Raw genomic sequence first — 17,050 nt, 5'->3', positions numbered from 1 at the left:
GCAGGCACGGGCGGTCACGTTCCGGTCATGCTCGACCGCGTAATGGAGCTGTTGGCGCCGGCGCTCACCGGCGCGCGGCCTGTCGTCGTCGATGCCAACCTCGGCCTCGGTGGTCACTCGGAGGCCTTGCTCGCCGCCATTCCGTCACTTCACGTGATCGGCATCGACCGCGACCCTTTCGCGGTCGACTTCGCCACGCGCAGGCTCGCTCCCTACGCGAGCCGCACCACCCTGCTCCACGCCTCCTCCGACGAGCTGGCGGGCCTGCTCGCCCGCGAAGGCCACGCCACGGTCGACGGTGTGCTGTTCGACCTGGGCGTCTCCTCGCCCCAGCTGGACGAGGCCGAGCGGGGTTTCGCCTATTCCTATGACGCTCCCCTCGACATGCGGATGGACACCGAGCAGGAGCTCACGGCGGAGAAGGTGGTCAATACCTACTCCGCTGCGGAGCTAACTCGCATCCTCCGCGATTACGGAGAGGAACGGTTCGCACCGCGTGTCGCGGGCCTAATCATCAAGGAAAGGGCCAAGGACGCCATAACGTCGACTAAGCGGCTCGCGGAGATCGTTCGTCAGGCGATTCCCGCCGCTACCCGGCGCACTGGGGGCAACCCCGCCAAGAGGACTTTCCAGGCGCTGCGCATCGAGGTCAACGCGGAGCTCGCCGCCCTGGAGGCGGCACTTCCCGCGGCCCTCGACGCGCTCGCACTCGGTGGGCGAGTCGTCGTGCTCTCCTACCACTCCCTGGAGGACCGGCTGACCAAGCAGGTCCTCACGGCGCGAACCAAGGACACCAGCCCGCCCGGGCTGCCCGTCCCCCTACCGGCACACCAGCCGAGGTTCCGCCTGCTGACGAGGGGAGCCGAGCTCCCGAGCGAAGAGGAGGTGGCCCGCAACCCGCGGGCGGCCTCGGCCCGGCTAAGGGCGGCAGAGAGGATCCGTGTTGACGACCAGGACTGAGCAGGAGACCAGGCGGGGCGCGCCCGCCCGCGGCGCCGTGCCCACGACTGGGCCGAGGACCCGGCGCAGGCCCGGTGTGCCGCAGCAGTCCAAGCCCATCCCGCGGCCACGCCCGGCGGCCGACACGCCCGTGCCCGAGGCGCGCCCGTCCCGGCCCGAGGCCGGCCGGCAGCCCTCGCGGCGGCGCCAGCGCGCCCCGTTCGTGCTGCTGGTCCTCGGCCTGCTCTGTGGCGGCCTGGTGAGCCTGCTGCTGCTCAACACCGTGCTCGCCCAGGACTCGATCACCGCGACCACGCTCCGCGAGGAGATCGCCACCGCGCGACTGCAGAACGAGGAGGTCGCGCAGCGGATCCAGAAGCTCACGCAACCCGGCGCCATCTCCGAAGGGGCCGAGAGGCAGAATCTCAGCCGCGACTGGAAGCACGTCAACCCGCTGCCCGGCGCCACCGACGACGCTGACCGGGTGGGCCAGACACGGTGAGGGAGACAGGCGGCAGGGGTCAGGGTCCCGGCCGCGGCGTCGGCGGCGCCGGCTCTCAGGGAGGGCCCGGCGCCGCTCGCCGTACGCCGGGCGGCCCCGGCCGGACCGGCCGCCAGGGCGGTGGGTCGGCCCGCTCGGAGGGGGCGGGCCGGCCGCCCTCCGATGGCCCGCACGACCCCAGGAAGCAGCCCGACCCTTTCGACCTCCCCTTCGGCAGCAGCCCGGCCGACCGCAACCGGCCGCCCCAGGATCCCGCCGACGACCGGCGTCCCCGGCCCGACGGCCCTCGCAGAGCGGCCCGCGACGGCTCCGACCGCGCCAGGGACCGCACCGCCCAGGGGCGCGACGACCGCCCTCAGGCACGCCCCGACCTCTCTGCGTCCCGCACCCGTGACAGCCGTGCTCAGGCACGCCCGGAAGCCCCCGCCTCCCGCACCCGTGACGGGCGCTCCCGCCCGGACGCCGCCGGCTCCGGGAGCCGGTCGCGTGCCAGGCAGGACACCGACGGCGCGCGGAGCCGTTCCGCCCAGGAGGGCTCAGGCGGAACGCGCGAGCGGGTCCCGGGCCCGGGGCGCATGCCGTGGCGCGGCGACGGCCCGCCACGTCCGCCGCGCCGCCCGCCCGCGCCGCCACGCCCGCCCAGGCCGCCGCTCATCCTGCGGCTGGGCAGCCCGCGCCGGAGGATCAACATCGGCCTGATCGGCATGACGTTCATCCTGTCGATCTTCGCGGGCCGGCTGATCCAGATGCAGGGCCTCGATGCCAAGGTCTACGAGGCGGCCGCGGCCCGCCAGCGGGTGCACGTCGAGGACATCCCGGCCAAGCGTGGCACGATCACCGACGTCAACGGTCATCCCCTGGCCGTCACCCTGGAGGCCAGGGAGATCGCCATCGACCCCACCAAGGTGCCGCCCGCCGCCCGGTCGGCCGTCGCCTCCGTCATCGCGTCCCACCTCGGGAAGCCGGTGCAGGAGATCACCGCCAAGCTGGCCCGCACCGACACCCGCTACCAACTGCTGGCCCGCGATGTCCCCCCGGTCACCGCGGCCGCCCTGCTGAAGGCGCGCGTGCCCACGTTGACCGCGAAGAAGACCTACCGCCGTGACTACCCCGCGGGCGACCTGGCGGGCAGCCTCATCGGCTTCGTCGGCGACGAGGAGAAGGGCCTGGCCGGTCTCGAGGGGGCCAACAACTCCCTGCTGGCCGGCCGTGACGGCAAGCAGCGCGTCGAGACGGGCCGAGACCAGCAGCGCATCCCGATGACCAGCAGCCAGCGCACCGCCCCCGTCGACGGGCGCGACCTGCGGCTGACCATCGACCGCGACATCCAGTGGGCGGCCCAGGAGGCCATCGCCGAGCAGACCAAGGAAGCGGGCGCGAGCAGCGGGACCGTCATCGTCATGGACGTGCGCACCGCCCAGATCATCGCCATGGCCAACTCGCCCGAGCTCGACCTCAACAACTGGCGCGCGGCCTCCTCGATCCAGTACATCAACAAGGCCGTGGCCGACGTGTTCGAGCCCGGCAGCACCAACAAGGTGATCACCGCGGCCGCCGCCCTGGAGGCGGGCAAGGTGCACCCCGACACGGTCTTCCAGGTCAAGGACAACATCAAGTGCGCCGACCGGGTGCTGCACGACGCCCACCCGCACCCGCCGCAGTCGATGACCTTCCGCGAGGCCATGGCCCAGTCCAGCAACGTCGCCACCATCATGGCGGCCCGCGAGGTCGGCAGTGAGCGCCTCCACCGGATGCTCAAGGCGTTCGGCTTCGGCGCGAAGCCGGGCGGCGGAGTGCCGGGCGAGGAGGCGGGCCTGCTGCCCGACTACCGCAAGTGGTCGGGCAGCCAGAGCTGCACGGTCGCCTACGGCCAGGGCGTCTCGGTGACCGCGCTGCAGATGGCCAGCGTCTACCAGACGATCGCCAACGGCGGCGTCAGGATCGAGCCGCGGATCGTCGCCGGCAGCACCGACGCCGCGGGCAGGTTCGTGGCCGCACCGCCCGGAAAGCAGACCAGGGTGGTGAGCGAGAAGACCGCCAAGGAGATCACGGCGATGCTCGAGCTCGCGGTGAGCGCCGAGGGCACCGGTGAGCTGGCGGCGATCCCCGGATACCGGGTGGCGGGCAAGACCGGCACCGCCGACCGCTACGATCAGCAGCTCGGCCGTTACGACGGCTACACGGCCTCCTTCGTGGGCTTCAGCCCGGCGGACGCGCCCCGGCTGGTGGTGCTCTCGGTGCTGCAGAACCCGAAGAACGGCCACTTCGGCGGGCAGCTGGCGGCCCCCGTGTTCAAGGATGTGATGACGTTCGCCATCAAGAGCAAGAAGATTCCTCCGACGGGCTCGGCCGCGCCTTCGGTGCGGACGCGCGCGGGACAGTGACCAGGAAAGGTACGCTGCCGCCGTGCGTCCCCCGTCGTCTATGCGTCCAACGACCAGTCCGCCCCGCCCGCTGACCGGGCTGGCGACCATGCTCGACGCCGATTCCGGTTCGTCGAGATCGCCCCATGCCGCGCTGACCGGTGTCACCATCGACTCCCGCGAGGTCAGGCGCGGAGACCTCTACGTCGCGCTGCGCGGCGGCCAGGTCCACGGCGCCCGCTTCTCCGCGCAGGCCATGGCCGCCGGCGCGGTCGCCGTGCTGACCGACCCCGAGGGGCGCGCCGAGGCCGTCGCGACCGGGCTGCCGGTGCTGGTCGTGCCCGATCCGCGCGCCGTGCTCGGCCAGGTCGCCTCCTGGGTCTACGGCCGGCCGGCACAGGAGATCCAGGTGCTCGGCGTGACCGGCACCAGCGGCAAGTCCACCACCACGTTCCTGATCGAGGCCGGGCTGCGCGCCGCGGGCCATGTCACGGGGCTGGTCGGCGGCGTCGAGATCCACGCGGGCGAGGTCCGCTTCGAGCCCCGGCTGACCACCCCGGAGGCGTCCGATCTGCACGGCCTGTTCGCCCTGATGCGCGAGCGGGGCGTCACCGCCGCCGCCATGGAGGTCTCCAGCCACGCGCTCGCGCTCGGCCGGGTCGACGGCGTCTTCTACGACGTGGCCCTGTTCACCAACCTGTCGCAGGACCACCTCGACTTCCACAAGGACTTCGACGACTACTATGCGGCGAAGGTGAGGCTGTTCCAGCCCGAGCTCTGCCGCACCGGGGTGACCAACCTCGACGACCCGCACGGCCGCGAGCTGCTGGGCCGGGCCAAGGTGCCGATGACCACCTTCTCCGCGCTGGGCGATCCCGGGGCCGCGTGGCGGGCGGTCGACACCCGGCTCGGCGCCGACGGCAGCACCTTCCGGGTGCTCGGTCCCGGCGGCGTCGAGGCCGACGCGCAGATCTCGCTGCCCGGCCCGTTCAACGTCGCCAACGCGCTCGGCGCGATCGTCACGCTGGTCGAGGCGGGAGTGCCGCTGCAGACGGCGGTCCACGGCGTCGGCACCCTCACCGGGGTGCCCGGCCGCATGGAGCGGGTGACGGCCGCCGGTGACGACTTCCAGGCCGTCGTCGACTACTCTCACAAACCGGGAGCGGTCGAGTCGGTGCTGCGCTCGCTGCGCGAGGTGACGGCCGGCACCCTCACGGTCGTCCTCGGCTGCGGCGGCGACCGGGACACCGGCAAGCGCCCGCTCATGGGCGAGGCGGCCGCGCGGCTGGCGGATGTGGCGATTTTCACGAGCGACAACCCTCGCTCCGAGGATCCTCTGGACATCCTGGCCGCGATGATGGAGGGAGCGCTCCGCGTTCCCCGGCACGACCGCGCCCATGTGATCATTGAGCCCGACCGCGCGGACGCGATCAGTCTGGCGATCGGCCGGGCCGGACGCGGCGACGTGATCGTCGTGGCAGGCAAGGGTCACGAGCAGGGCCAGTACGTTTCAGGCGAGGTGATCCCCTTCGACGATCGCGAAGTGGTCGCCGCAGCGATCGACGCACGCAAGGAAAGCAGGAAGCACGCATGATCCCGTTGCCTCTGGCCAGGATCGCCGAGATGACCTCGGGCGCCCTGTCGGGCATGGCCGACCCTCGCGCGGTGGTGCGCGGCCCCGTCGTGATCGACTCGCGTGACGTGCGACCGGGCTCGCTGTTCGTCGCGTTCAAGGGCGCGCGGGTCGACGGCCACGACTACGCGGCCCAGGCGGTCCGGGCGGGCGCCGTCGCGGTGCTGGCCTCCAGGCCGGTCGACGCGCCCGCGGTGATCGTGCACGACACCGCCACCGCGCTCGCCGCGCTCGCCACCGCGCAGGCCGCGTCGCTGCCCGAGGCGACGGTGATCGGGGTGACCGGCTCGGCCGGCAAGACCACCACCAAGGACCTGCTGGCCAGGCTGACCGCGCGGATCGGGCCGACGATCGCGCCGGTCGGCTCGTACAACAACGAGATCGGCCACCCGCTGACGGTGCTGAAGGCCGACCTCGACACCCGCTACATGGTGCTGGAGCTGAGCGCCCGCAACATCGGCCACATCACGGAGCTGACCCGCATCGCGCCGCCCCGCATCGGGGTCGTGCTCAACGTCGGCACCGCCCACCTCGGCGTGTTCGGCGGCAAGGAGGCCATCGCCCAGGCCAAGGGCGAGCTGGTCGAGGCGCTGCCGCAGACCGGTGTCGCGGTGCTCAACGCCGACGACCCGCTGGTGCGCGCGATGGCCTCCCGCACCCGCGCGCGCGTCACGCTGTTCGGGCGCGCTCCTGAGGCGGCCATCCGCGCCGAGGCCGTCACCGTCGACCAGCGCGGGCGCGCCTCCTTCACGCTCCGCACGCCGTCGGGCGCCGCGTCCGTCAACCTCAAGCTGTACGGCGAGCACGCCGTCGAGAACTCACTGGCCGCCGCCGCGGCGGCCTACGAGCTGGGCCTGCCCGTCGCCGTCATCGCCGAGGAGCTGTCGGAGGCCACACCGCGCAGCCGGTGGCGGATGGAGGTCACCGACCGGCCCGACGGCGTCACCGTCATCAACGACGCCTACAACGCCAACCCCGACTCGATGCGGGCCGCGTTCCAGGCGCTCGGCGTGCTCGGGGCGGGCCGTCGCCGGTTCGCCGTCATCGCCGCCCTGCGCGAGCTGGGTGACGACGGCCCCGAGCTCAACGCCGAGCTGGGCCGCCTGGCGGGCGGCGCGGGCCTGTCGGGCCTGATCGTCGCGGGCCCCGACGCGACCCCGGTGCTCGAGGGCGCCTTCGGGGCCGCGCGGGCGGCCCGGTCCAACGGCGGGCCGGTAGCCGAGGGCGAGATGCCGATCGCGCACGTCGAGGACGCGCGGGCGGCGGCGGCCGAGCTCTCGGGCTGGTTGCGCCCGGGCGACGTGGTGCTGATCAAGGGGCCCAGGGCGATGGGCCTGGAGACGACGGCCGAGCTGCTGCTCGGGGGTGCCCCCCAGTGACCAACATCATCATCGCCGGTGCGGTCGGGTTGATCCTGTCGATGCTCGGGACACCTCTGGCCATCCGGCTGTTCTCCCGGCGGGGTTACGGCCAGGAGATCCGCGAGGAGGGCCCGTCGGGCCACTACGACAAGCGCGGCACCCCCACCATGGGCGGCACGGTGATCGTGCTGGCCTCGCTGCTCGCCTACGGCGGCTCCCACCTCGCGACGCTGACGCCGCCGACGGTCTCGGGACTGCTCGTGCTGTTCCTGATGACGGGGCTCGGCGCGGTCGGCTTCCTCGACGACTTCATCAAGATCTACAAGCAGCGCAGTCTCGGCCTGCGCAGCGGCGCCAAGGCGCTCGGCCAGCTCGTCGTCGGCGCGATCTTCGCGGTGCTGGTGACCCGGCAGCCCAATGTCTACGGCATCACCCCGGCCGAGACCCGGCTGTCGTTCCTGCGTGACTTCGGGCCGTCGTCGATCGGCATCGTGGGCTTCACCATCTGGGTGCTCGTGATGATCGTCGGCTTCTCCAACGCGGTCAACCTCACCGACGGTCTCGACGGCCTGGCCAGCGGCGCGACCGGCGTGGTGCTGGCCGCCTACGTGCTGATCGGCAACTGGCAGCTCCGCAACAACTGCATCGACCAGCTCGGCCCCAACTGCTACTGGGTGCGAGATCCGCTCGACCTGGCCGTGGTGGCCGCCGCGGTGCTCGGGGCGCTGATCGGGTTCCTGTGGTGGAACGCGCCTCCGGCCAAGATCTTCATGGGCGACACCGGGTCGCTGGCGCTCGGCGGCGTGCTGGCGGGCCTGGCCATCGCCACCCGCACCCAGCTGCTGCTGATCATTCTCGCCGGGCTCTGCGTGATCATCACCCTGTCGGTGATCATCCAGGTCGGCTTCTTCAAGATGACCGGCAAACGGGTGTTCAGGATGGCGCCGCTGCAGCACCACTTCGAGCTGAAGGGCTGGGCGGAGACCACGATCGTGGTCCGCTTCTGGCTGATCGCCATGCTGTGCGCCGCCCTCGGTCTGGGCCTGTTCTACGTCGAGTGGATGCCCAAGGCATGAGTCTCACCTGCGTCGCCGGGCTCGGCGTCTCCGGCACCGCGGTGGCCAGGGTGCTGGCCGCACGAGGCGAGCCGGTCGTGGTGGTCGAGGCCGAGGAGGGCGAGCGGCAGCGCGTCGCCGCGGCCGAGCTCGCCCGGCGCGGCGTCGAGATCCGCTTCGGCCCGATGGAGCTGCCCGAGGGGGTCGGCCGCCTGGTCACCACCGGTTGGGCCCCGCACCACCCGCTGATCGCGGCCGCCCTGCAGGCGGGCGTCGAGGTGGTGGGCGAGGTCGAGCTGGCCTGGCGGCTGAGGCCCGCCCAAGCGGCTCCCTGGCTGGCGCTCACCGGCACCAACGGCAAGACCACCGTGGTTCGCATGCTCACCTCGATCCTGCTGGCCGCCGGCCGGCAGGCGGCCGCCGTGGGCAACGTGGGCGTGCCCGTCGTCGAGGCCGTGGGCGAGCCGTACGACGTGCTGGCGGTGGAGCTGTCGAGCTTCCAGCTCCACTGGTCGAGCACCCTGGCCCCGCACGCCGCCGCGATCCTGAACGTCGCGCCCGACCACCTCGACTGGCACGGCTCGATGGAGGCCTACGCCGCGGCCAAGGCCCGGATCTTCGAGCGCGCGGGCACCGTGGTCTACAACGCCGACGACCCCGAGGCGGCGCGGCTGGCCGGGCCGCGTCCCGGAGCCGTCGGCTTCACCCTGCTCGTGCCCCGGCCCGGCCAGCTCGGCGTGGTCGAGGACCTGCTGGTCGACCGGGCGTTCGTCGACGACCCGGTCGAGGAGGCCGAGGAGCTCGCCACACTGGGCGACGTGCACCCGTTCGCGCCGCACAACGTGGCCAACGCCCTGGCCGCCGCCGCGCTGGCCCGCACCGTGGGCGTGCCGGCCGCGGCCGTACGCCAGGGGCTGCGCGACTTCGTGCCCGACCCGCACCGCATGTCCCTCGTCGACCGGGTCGGCGAGGTCGACTACGTCGACGACTCCAAGGCCACCAATCCGCACGCCGCTGCCGCCGCCCTGTCGGCCTACCCGTCGATCGTGTGGATCGCGGGCGGCCAGCTCAAGGGCGCCGACGTCGACGAGCTGGTGCGCCGGGCCGCCCCCCGGCTGCGCGGCGCGGTGCTGCTGGGCGTCGACCGCGGCCGGATCGCCGAAGCTCTCGCGCGACACGCCGCGAATATCCCCGTCGTGGACATCTCGGGCCAAGACACTGGGGTGATGAACCACGTCGTCTCCGAAGCCGCCCGGCTGGCCTCGCCGGGTGACACCGTGCTGCTCTCCCCGGCGGGCGCGTCGCTCGACATGTTCGCCAACTACCCGGCGCGGGGGGAGGCCTTCGCGAGAGCCGTACGCGAGCTGAAGGCCGCGACGTGAGCGCGACGACCGAGGAGGCGCCGCGGCGCAGCGCGGTCGAGGGGCCGGCCGGATGGCTGCGAGAGCAGCGCGGCGCGCTGAAGGAGCTGCTGGGCAAGCCGCTGACCACCTACTACCTCATCATCGGGTGCAGCGCGCTGCTGCTGGCGCTCGGGCTGATGATGGTGCTGTCCGCCTCCAGCATCGAGGCGCTGGCGAAGACCGGCAGCCCGTTCTCGTGGTTCATCAAGCAGTCGCTGTCGACGGCCATCGGCGTGCCCATCATGTGGGCGTGCTCCCGGCTGCCGCACCGGTTCTTCCGCTGGGCCGGCTATCCGCTGATGGCGCTGTCGATCATCGCGCTGGTCATGGTGCTGTTCATCGGCTCGTCCGAGCTGGGCGCGCAGCGGTGGATCTATGTGGGGCCGTTCACCATCCAGCCGTCGGAACCCGCCAAGCTCGGGCTCGCGCTGTGGGGCGCCGACCTGCTGGCCCGCCGTGCCCGCCAGGGCCGCATCGAGTGGCGGCAACTGCTGATCCCGCTCATGCCCGGCACCGCGATCCTGGCCGTCATGGTCATGCTCGGCCGCGACCTCGGCACCACCCTGGTGCTGCTCATGATCTTCCTGTCGCTGCTGTGGGTGGTGGGCGCGCCGATCAAGCTGTTCGGCGGCATCATGGCGCTGGCCGTGCTGGCGGCGGTCATCATGATCAGGGTCGAGCCGTACCGGATGGCCCGCATCAGCGCGTTCCTCGACCCCTGGGCCGACGCGCAGGGCGCCGGATACCAGGCCGTACAGGGGCAGATCGCGATGGGCTCAGGTGGTTGGTTCGGGCTCGGCCTGGGCAGCAGCAGGGCCAAGTGGAGCTGGCTGCCGCACGGCGAGAGCGACTTCATCTTCGCCATCCTCGGCGAGGAGCTGGGGCTGATGGGCACGCTGGTCGTGATCACGCTCTTCGGCCTGCTCGGCTACGCCGGGCTGCGGGTCGCCGGCCGGGTCAACGACCCCTTCATCCGGCTCGCCGCCGCCGCCGTCGTGGCCTGGATCGTCGGCCAGGGCATCGTCAACATCGGAGCCGTGCTCGGCGTGCTGCCCATCACGGGCATCCCGTTGCCGCTGGTGTCCTACGGCGGCTCGGCGCTGCTGCCCACGCTGGCCGCGCTGGGCATGCTGCTGTCGTTCGCCAAACGTGAGCCCGGGGCGCGGGAAGCTCTGGCCGCGCGTGGCCCCGGACCGGTCGTACGGGCCCTAAGCTGGCTTGGCCTGGGGGGCATGAACAAAGGCCGAGCGAGACGTTAGAGGGAGTCGACATGAGGGTGGTCCTCGCCGGTGGCGGGACGGCCGGGCACATCGAGCCCGCACTCGCCCTTGCTGACGCGCTGCGCCGGCTTGACCCGGGCATCGGCATCACCTGCGTCGGCACCGAGCGCGGGCTTGAGACGCGGCTCATCCCCCCGAGGGGCTACGACCTGGAGCTGGTGCCCGCGGTGCCGCTGCCCAGGGCGATGACGCCGCGGCTGCTGACCGTGCCGGGGCGGCTGGCGGGCGCGGTCAACGCGGTGGCCGCGATCCTCGACCGGGTGTCGGCCGACGTCCTCGTCGGGTTCGGCGGCTACGTGGCGACTCCCGCCTACCTCGCGGCCAAGCGCCGCGGCCTGCCGATCGTCGTCCACGAGGCCAATCCGCGTCCGGGCCTGGCCAACCGGCTGGGCGCGCGGCTCACCGAGCACGTCTTCACCGGCTTCCCCGACGCCGCGCTGGCGGGGTCGGCCTACATCGGCACCCCGCTGCGGCGTGAGATCGTCACGCTCGACCGGCTGTCCATGGGCGACAAGGCCCGTTCCTGGTTCGGGCTGGAGAACGACCGGCCGACGCTGCTGGTGTTCGGCGGCTCCCAGGGGGCGAGGTCGATCAACGAGGCCGCGCTCGCCGCCGCGCCCGCGCTGCGGGCAGCGGGGGTGCAGGTGCTCCACGTGATCGGTCCCAAGAACACCGTCGAGCACGAGCCGCCGCCCGGCGACCCGCAGTACGTCCTTCTGCCCTACGTCGACCGGATGGACCTCGCCTACGCGGCCGCCGACCTGGCACTGTGCCGCGGCGGTGCGCTCACCTGCGCCGAGCTGACCGCGGTGGGGCTGCCCGCCGCCTACGTGCCGCTGCCGCACGGCAACGGCGAGCAGCGCGTCAACTCCGAGCGCATCGCCGCGGGAGGCGGCGGCCTCATGGTCGACGATGCCAACTTGTCACCCGATTGGATCATTCAGAACGTGCTGCCCATCCTGCGCGACCCCGAACGGGTCGCCGTCATGTCCGAAGCCGCCGCGAAGCTGGGGCGCAAGGACGCCGATGTCATGCTCGCGCGGAAAGTGTTGGAGATAGCCCGATGAGCCTGGTCAAGCTGGTGGATCCCGTCGCCGCGGGCGATCTCGGAAACGTGCACTTCATCGGCATCGGCGGCGCCGGCATGTCAGGCATCGCCCGCATCCTGCTCAAACGCGGCGTGCGGGTGTCCGGCAGCGACTCCCGCAGTTCCGACCAGGTGGTCGAGCTGCGCGAGCTGGGCGCGACCGTGCACATCGGCCACGCGGCCTCGCACATCAAGAACGTCGACACCGTGGTGGTCTCCACCGCGATCCGCGACTCCAACCCTGAGCTGGGTGAGGCGCTCAAGCAGGGGCTGCGGGTCATCCCGCGGGCCGCCGCGCTCGCCTCCGTGATGGCCGGGCGCACCGCCGTCGCCATCGCGGGCACCCACGGCAAGACCACCACCACCTCGATGCTGACCGTGGCGCTGCAGAAGTGCGGGGCCGACCCGTCCTACTGCGTCGGCGGCCAGCTCGTGACCACCGGGCTCGGCGCCGACGAGGGTTCCGGCCAGGTCTTCGTCGCCGAGGCCGACGAGAGCGACGGCTCGTTCCTCATGCTGGCGCCCGACATCGCCGTGGTGACCAACGTGGAGGCCGACCACCTCGACAACTACGGCGACCCGCGGGCGGTGCACGCCGGCTTCGAGCGGTTCGCCGACCGGGTGGGGTCGCTGCTCATCGTCTGCGCCGACGACCCGGGGGCGGTGGAGCTGGCCGAGCACGCGCGGGCCCGGGGCGTACGCGTGCGCACCTACGGCGAGGCGGGCGAGGTCCGGGTGAGCGGCGTGCGGCCCGACGGGTTCGGCACCCTGTTCACCATCGAGGGCCGGGGCGACGTCCGGTTGCCCGTGCCAGGGGCTCACAACGCGCTCAACGCTACCGCGGTGATCGCCGTGGCCGAGGAGCTGGGGCTGCCGTTCGAGGAGATCAGAGACGGGCTGGCGACCTTCACGGGGGCCAAGCGGCGCTTCGAGGCCAAGGGCGAGGCGGGCGGCGTGGCCGTGTTCGACAGCTACGCCCATCACCCGACCGAGCTGGCCGCCGACCTGCGGGCCGCGCGTGACGTGGTGGCCTCCTACTCGGGCACCGGCCGGGTCATCGCGATCTTCCAGCCGCACCTCTACTCCCGCACCAGGTTCTTCGCCGACGAGTTCGGCTCCGCGCTGGGCCTGGCCGACGTGGCCATCGTGCTCGACGTCTACGGCGCCCGCGAGGATCCCGAGCCGGGGGTGTCGGGCGCTCTGGTGGCGGGCCGGGTCCGGTTGCCGGCCGAGCGGGTCGCCTATGCGCCCGACCGCGCCGCGGTGCCCGCGCTGGCGGCCTCCCACGCGCGGGCGGGCGACATCGTGCTGACGATGGGCGCGGGCGACGTGACCGAGCTCGGCCCGCAGATCCTGGCCGAGTTGTCCGCCCGCTGACTTGCCCGGTGCGCGACGTGTTCGCCGTCCTCGGGCGCGCCTCGGGAGCCACGGGGCGGTCGCGGCGTAGGTTCGGGGCCACGGCTACGGATCCAGGGGAGAGATGAAGGCGCGGACCGCGTTCCTGGTGCTGCTCACCGCCGGCGTGGTGGGCAGCGCCGCCTGGCTGGTGTTCTGGTCGCCGGTGCTCGGCGTCCGCTCGATCGAGATCGTGGGAAATCTCACAGTGCCCTCCGACCAGATCGAACGGCAGGCCGGGGTGCCCAAGCTGCACCCGCTGGCCACGGTCGACCTCGACGAGGTGGAGAGCCGCGTGATGACCATCCGGCAGCTGGCCACAGCGAAGATCGACAGGGTCTGGCCCGGCACGCTCAAGATCGAGGTGGTCGAGCGCGAGCCGGTCGCCGCCCTCTACGTCGGAGGCAAGGCCGCGGTCGTCGACGGGCACGGCGTCGTCATCGAGGTCAGAGACATGGCCCCGCCCCTGCTGCCCGTGCTCAAGGTCGAACGGCCGGCCGCCGGCGACCCGGCGACGATGGCGGCGCTCCAGGTCATCCGCGGCCTGCCCGGCTCCCTGGCGGGCAGGGTGCGGCAGGTGCGGGCCACGTCGGCGGAGGACGTGTCGTTCGATCTGTCCGACGGCCGCACCGTCATCTGGGGTGGCTCCGACAGGGGCGAGGACAAGGCGCGCATCCTGACCACCCTGTTGCGGCGCGAGGCGGGCGTCTACGACGTGAGCTCGCCGGACGTGGTGACCCTGAAATGAGGCCGCCCGGCCGACGCGTCGGTGATCCGGCGGCGATGGCGGGGCGTCTATGGGACATGACTCGCATTTCCCCGGCCATCGCGGTCTTCCGGTGTCGCGGCCCGGCGAATCCGGCGCGCGGCGGTCGCCGAGCCTGTCCACGGGGGAGGCCCCGGCGTGAGAGCCTGTAGCGCAGGAGTGCTCGGACCTGGCGTGACGGCAGAGCGAAACGGACAGCCCGCGACACGCCGGACGCGCTTGCGGCGCGGTTAGTTGACCCACCCAGAGCGTAACTCCTACTGTCCGTATCAATCCTCAGGTTGACATAAATCTGAATCTCAACTTGAGGTTGAGAGTTAACGAATGAAAGAACGCGGAGTCGATCCGCACCGAAATGGCAAGTCAACGAGCGGAAAGGCCCCTCGTCGTGGCAGCACCGCAGAACTACCTCGCGGTCATCAAGGTCGTCGGCATCGGCGGCGGCGGAGTCAACGCCGTCAACCGGATGATCGAGGAGGGACTCAAGGGCGTCGAGTTCATCGCGATAAACACCGACGCCCAGGCGCTGCTGATGAGTGACGCCGACGTCAAACTCGACGTGGGCCGCGAGCTCACGCGCGGACTGGGCGCTGGCGCCAACCCCGATGTGGGGCGCAAGGCGGCCGAAGACCACCGTGAGGAGATCGAGGAGGTCCTCAAGGGGGCCGACATGGTCTTCGTCACAGCCGGCGAGGGAGGCGGCACCGGCACCGGTGGCGCGCCCGTCGTCGCCAACATCGCCCGGTCGCTCGGCGCGCTGACGATAGGAGTCGTCACCCGGCCGTTCAGCTTCGAGGGCCGGCGCAGGGCCTCGCAGGCCGAGGCCGGCATCGAGACGCTGCGTGACGAGGTCGACACCCTCATCGTGATCCCCAACGACCGCCTGCTGTCGATCTCCGACCGGCAGGTCAGCGTCCTCGACGCGTTCAAGGCGGCCGACCAGGTGCTGCTGTCGGGTGTGCAGGGCATCACCGACCTGATCACCACGCCCGGCCTGATCAACCTCGACTTCGCTGACGTCAAGTCGGTCATGTCCGGGGCCGGCTCGGCGCTGATGGGCATCGGCCACGCGCGTGGCGACGACCGCTCGGTGGCGGCCGCGGAGATGGCCGTCTCCAGCCCGTTGCTCGAGGCCAGCATCGACGGCGCGCACGGCGTGCTGCTGTCGATCGCCGGCGGCTCCGACCTCGGCCTGTTCGAGATCAACGAGGCGGCCCAGCTCGTCTCGATGGCCGCGGCGCCCGACGCCAACATCATCTTCGGCACGGTCATCGACGACGCCCTGGGCGACGAGGTGCGGGTCACCGTCATCGCCGCGGGCTTCGACGACGTGCCGCCGCCAGTGGAGAAGCCGCTGCCGCGACCGCAGAGCCGTCCGGCGGCGCCGCCCGTGACACCGCCGCGTCCCGCCACGCCCACCGTGAAGGCCGAGCCGGCGCCGCGCCACGACCCGCGTCCCGAGCCCCGCCCGGAGGTCAGGCCCGACCCACGCCCGGAGCCTCGGATCGAGGTGCGGCCCGAGCCGGCGCGCCCCGTCGAGGGCGTTCCCGGCCCCGTCTCGGCGCCCGAGCCGGTCGCCGAGGAGCCGCCCGTCTCGATCCCGCGGCCCACGCCCGAGCCCGCCAATCCGCCCACCCCCATCACCTCCCGCATGTCGGAGCCCGGCAAACGTCGTCCGGTGGTCTTCGAGGAGCAGGAGGAGGAGCTGGACGTGCCCGACTTCCTCAAGTGACCCACCAGGCTCCTCGCCGCTCCGCCCCCCCTCTCAGAGGTACGGCGGAGCGGCGTCGCCGTGTGTGGGGGTCATCGCGTCCCCGGGGCCCATGGGCTCGCCGAGCCGTCCGCGCGGAACAATCATGTGCGGTCCGCGGGCGCGCGGGGCCGTCGTGCCGAACAATGGGGTAGGCCCATACAAAAGGGAGAAACGTGATGAGGCGGGATGAGATCGCGGCCGGACTGGCCGAGGTCGAACAGCGGATCGGGGAGGCGTGCCGGGCGGCGGGACGCGACCGCGGCGAGGTCACGCTGATCGCGGTCACCAAGACGCGCCCCGCCGAGGACGTGCGGATCCTGTGCGAGCTGGGTGTGCGCGACGTCGGCGAGAACCGCGACCAGGAGGCCGCACCCAAGGCGCGCGAGCTCGCCGGGCTGCCGCTGACCTGGCACTTCGTCGGGCAACTGCAGAGCAACAAGGTGCGTTCGGTGGTCGGTTACGCCGACGTGATCCACTCGGTCGACCGGCTCAGGCTGGCCGCGGCCGTCAGCAAGGAGGCGGGCCGCCAGGGGCGCGAGATCGGCTGCCTGGTGCAGGTCTCGCTCGACGACGACCCCGGCAGGGGTGGCGCCATGCCGGGCGACGTGCTCGACCTCGCCGACCAGATCGCCGCCTACGACAACGTCTGGCTGGGCGGGGTCATGGCGGTGGCCCCGCTGGGCGAGGAGCCGGCCAAGGCGTTCGCCCGGCTACAGGATGTGGCCCTCGCCGTACAGGAGCGACACCCGCGTGCCACGATGATTTCGGCGGGCATGAGCGAGGACCTCGCCGAGGCGGTCGGCTACGGCGCGACACACCTGCGGGTCGGTACGGCGTTGCTCGGCCGTCGCAAGCCCTTCGTCAGGTAATGTCCCGTCAAGTGGGCCTTCAGGCCCACCTATCCAGTAGAGGTCGATCAGCGGTGAGCTTCAAGGGGGTACGCCTACCGCCTCGGGCCCGGCGACTGGCCCGAGCGAGTGCGACCATGAGCAGGAGGACGACGTAGCGATGGCCGGCGCGATGCGCAAGATGGCGGTCTACCTCGGTCTCGTGGAGGACGACCGTTACGAGAGGTACGAAAGCTACCCCGACGAGTACGCCTACGACGACGACTCCCCGCGTGTCGGCGAGGACCGGCCCGTCGCGGTCCAGGACCGTGACGACGACGCCGACCCCGGATCCTCCGCGCCCAGGCCCACCACGACCGTCCTGGAGCGCCGCACGACCGATCTGGCCCGCATCACCACGCTGCACCCCCGCACGTACAACGAGGCGAGGACGATCGGCGAGCACTTCCGCGACGGCACGCCGGTGATCATGAACTTGACCGAGATGGTCGACAGCGACGCCAAGCGGCTCGTCGATTTCGCGGCAGGTCTCGTCTTTGGCCTACACGGCAGCATCGAACGTGTTACCAACAAGGTGTTCCTGTTGTCCCCAGCCAATGTCGAGGTGACCGCCGAGGACAAGGCCCGAATCGCGGAGCGCGGGTTCTTCAACCAGAGTTAGAGTC

At 72.1% G+C, this 17,050-nt stretch carries 14 protein-coding genes; all 14 read left to right on the top strand.

The window, feature by feature from the left end; genetic code table 11:
• Positions 1–27 precede the first annotated feature (27 nt).
• Positions 28–960 carry a 16S rRNA (cytosine(1402)-N(4))-methyltransferase RsmH gene (rsmH, locus tag AC5L3X_RS27190; RefSeq protein WP_494860611.1) on the top strand — a complete coding sequence of 311 codons (933 nt, stop codon included), beginning with the start codon at positions 28–30 and terminating at the stop codon, positions 958–960.
• Positions 944–1,441 (top strand): hypothetical protein, encoded by a 498-nt coding sequence (locus tag AC5L3X_RS27185; RefSeq protein WP_189126653.1) that lies wholly within the window; start codon positions 944–946, stop codon positions 1,439–1,441. The genes rsmH and AC5L3X_RS27185 overlap by 17 nt, the downstream gene beginning before the upstream one ends.
• Positions 1,442–2,094: 653 nt before the next feature.
• Positions 2,095–3,825 carry a peptidoglycan D,D-transpeptidase FtsI family protein gene (locus AC5L3X_RS27180; protein WP_494860653.1) on the top strand — a complete coding sequence of 577 codons (1,731 nt, stop codon included), beginning with the start codon at positions 2,095–2,097 and terminating at the stop codon, positions 3,823–3,825.
• 40 nt (positions 3,826–3,865) lie between these two features.
• A complete protein-coding gene (locus AC5L3X_RS27175; RefSeq protein ID WP_189126652.1) occupies positions 3,866–5,398 on the top strand; it encodes a UDP-N-acetylmuramoyl-L-alanyl-D-glutamate--2,6-diaminopimelate ligase in 1,533 nt (510 codons plus the stop codon).
• Entirely contained in the window at positions 5,395–6,816 is a 1,422-nt protein-coding gene (locus AC5L3X_RS27170) for a UDP-N-acetylmuramoyl-tripeptide--D-alanyl-D-alanine ligase (protein WP_494860608.1), read from the top strand. Before AC5L3X_RS27175 ends, AC5L3X_RS27170 begins: the two co-directional genes overlap by 4 nt.
• Positions 6,813–7,874 (top strand): phospho-N-acetylmuramoyl-pentapeptide-transferase, encoded by a 1,062-nt coding sequence (mraY, locus tag AC5L3X_RS27165; RefSeq protein WP_189126650.1) that lies wholly within the window; start codon positions 6,813–6,815, stop codon positions 7,872–7,874. Before AC5L3X_RS27170 ends, mraY begins: the two co-directional genes overlap by 4 nt.
• Complete coding sequence (gene murD / locus AC5L3X_RS27160) at positions 7,871–9,235, top strand: UDP-N-acetylmuramoyl-L-alanine--D-glutamate ligase (protein WP_494860606.1); 1,365 nt, start codon at positions 7,871–7,873, stop codon at positions 9,233–9,235. The genes mraY and murD overlap by 4 nt, the downstream gene beginning before the upstream one ends.
• Positions 9,232–10,515, top strand: coding sequence for a putative lipid II flippase FtsW (gene ftsW / locus AC5L3X_RS27155; protein ID WP_189126648.1), 1,284 nt, complete (start codon positions 9,232–9,234; stop codon positions 10,513–10,515). Before murD ends, ftsW begins: the two co-directional genes overlap by 4 nt.
• Before the next feature lie 11 nt (positions 10,516–10,526).
• Positions 10,527–11,603, top strand: a complete 1,077-nt coding sequence (gene murG, locus AC5L3X_RS27150; RefSeq protein ID WP_494860604.1) for an undecaprenyldiphospho-muramoylpentapeptide beta-N-acetylglucosaminyltransferase — start codon at positions 10,527–10,529, stop codon at positions 11,601–11,603.
• On the top strand, positions 11,600–13,000 hold the full coding sequence (gene murC / locus AC5L3X_RS27145; RefSeq protein ID WP_189126646.1) for a UDP-N-acetylmuramate--L-alanine ligase: 1,401 nt from the start codon (positions 11,600–11,602) through the stop codon (positions 12,998–13,000). The genes murG and murC overlap by 4 nt, the downstream gene beginning before the upstream one ends.
• Before the next feature lie 103 nt (positions 13,001–13,103).
• Positions 13,104–13,766, top strand: a complete 663-nt coding sequence (locus AC5L3X_RS27140) for a cell division protein FtsQ/DivIB (protein ID WP_189126645.1) — start codon at positions 13,104–13,106, stop codon at positions 13,764–13,766.
• A 406-nt stretch (positions 13,767–14,172) separates the two neighbouring features.
• The gene (gene ftsZ / locus AC5L3X_RS27135) at positions 14,173–15,516 is read left to right on the top strand and encodes a cell division protein FtsZ (RefSeq protein ID WP_494860603.1); all 1,344 of its coding nucleotides are present in this window, start codon (positions 14,173–14,175) and stop codon (positions 15,514–15,516) included.
• Positions 15,517–15,713: 197 nt separating this feature from the next.
• Complete coding sequence (locus AC5L3X_RS27130) at positions 15,714–16,406, top strand: YggS family pyridoxal phosphate-dependent enzyme (RefSeq protein ID WP_494860602.1); 693 nt, start codon at positions 15,714–15,716, stop codon at positions 16,404–16,406.
• A gap of 139 nt (positions 16,407–16,545) precedes the next feature.
• Positions 16,546–17,046, top strand: a complete 501-nt coding sequence (locus tag AC5L3X_RS27125; protein WP_189126642.1) for a cell division protein SepF — start codon at positions 16,546–16,548, stop codon at positions 17,044–17,046.
• Positions 17,047–17,050 lie beyond the last annotated feature (4 nt).

This window comes from Nonomuraea sp. CX421, from assembly GCF_059358955.1.
The sequence above is the reverse complement of the archived record's forward strand: the minus strand, read 5'-3'. Positions and strand labels throughout refer to the sequence as shown.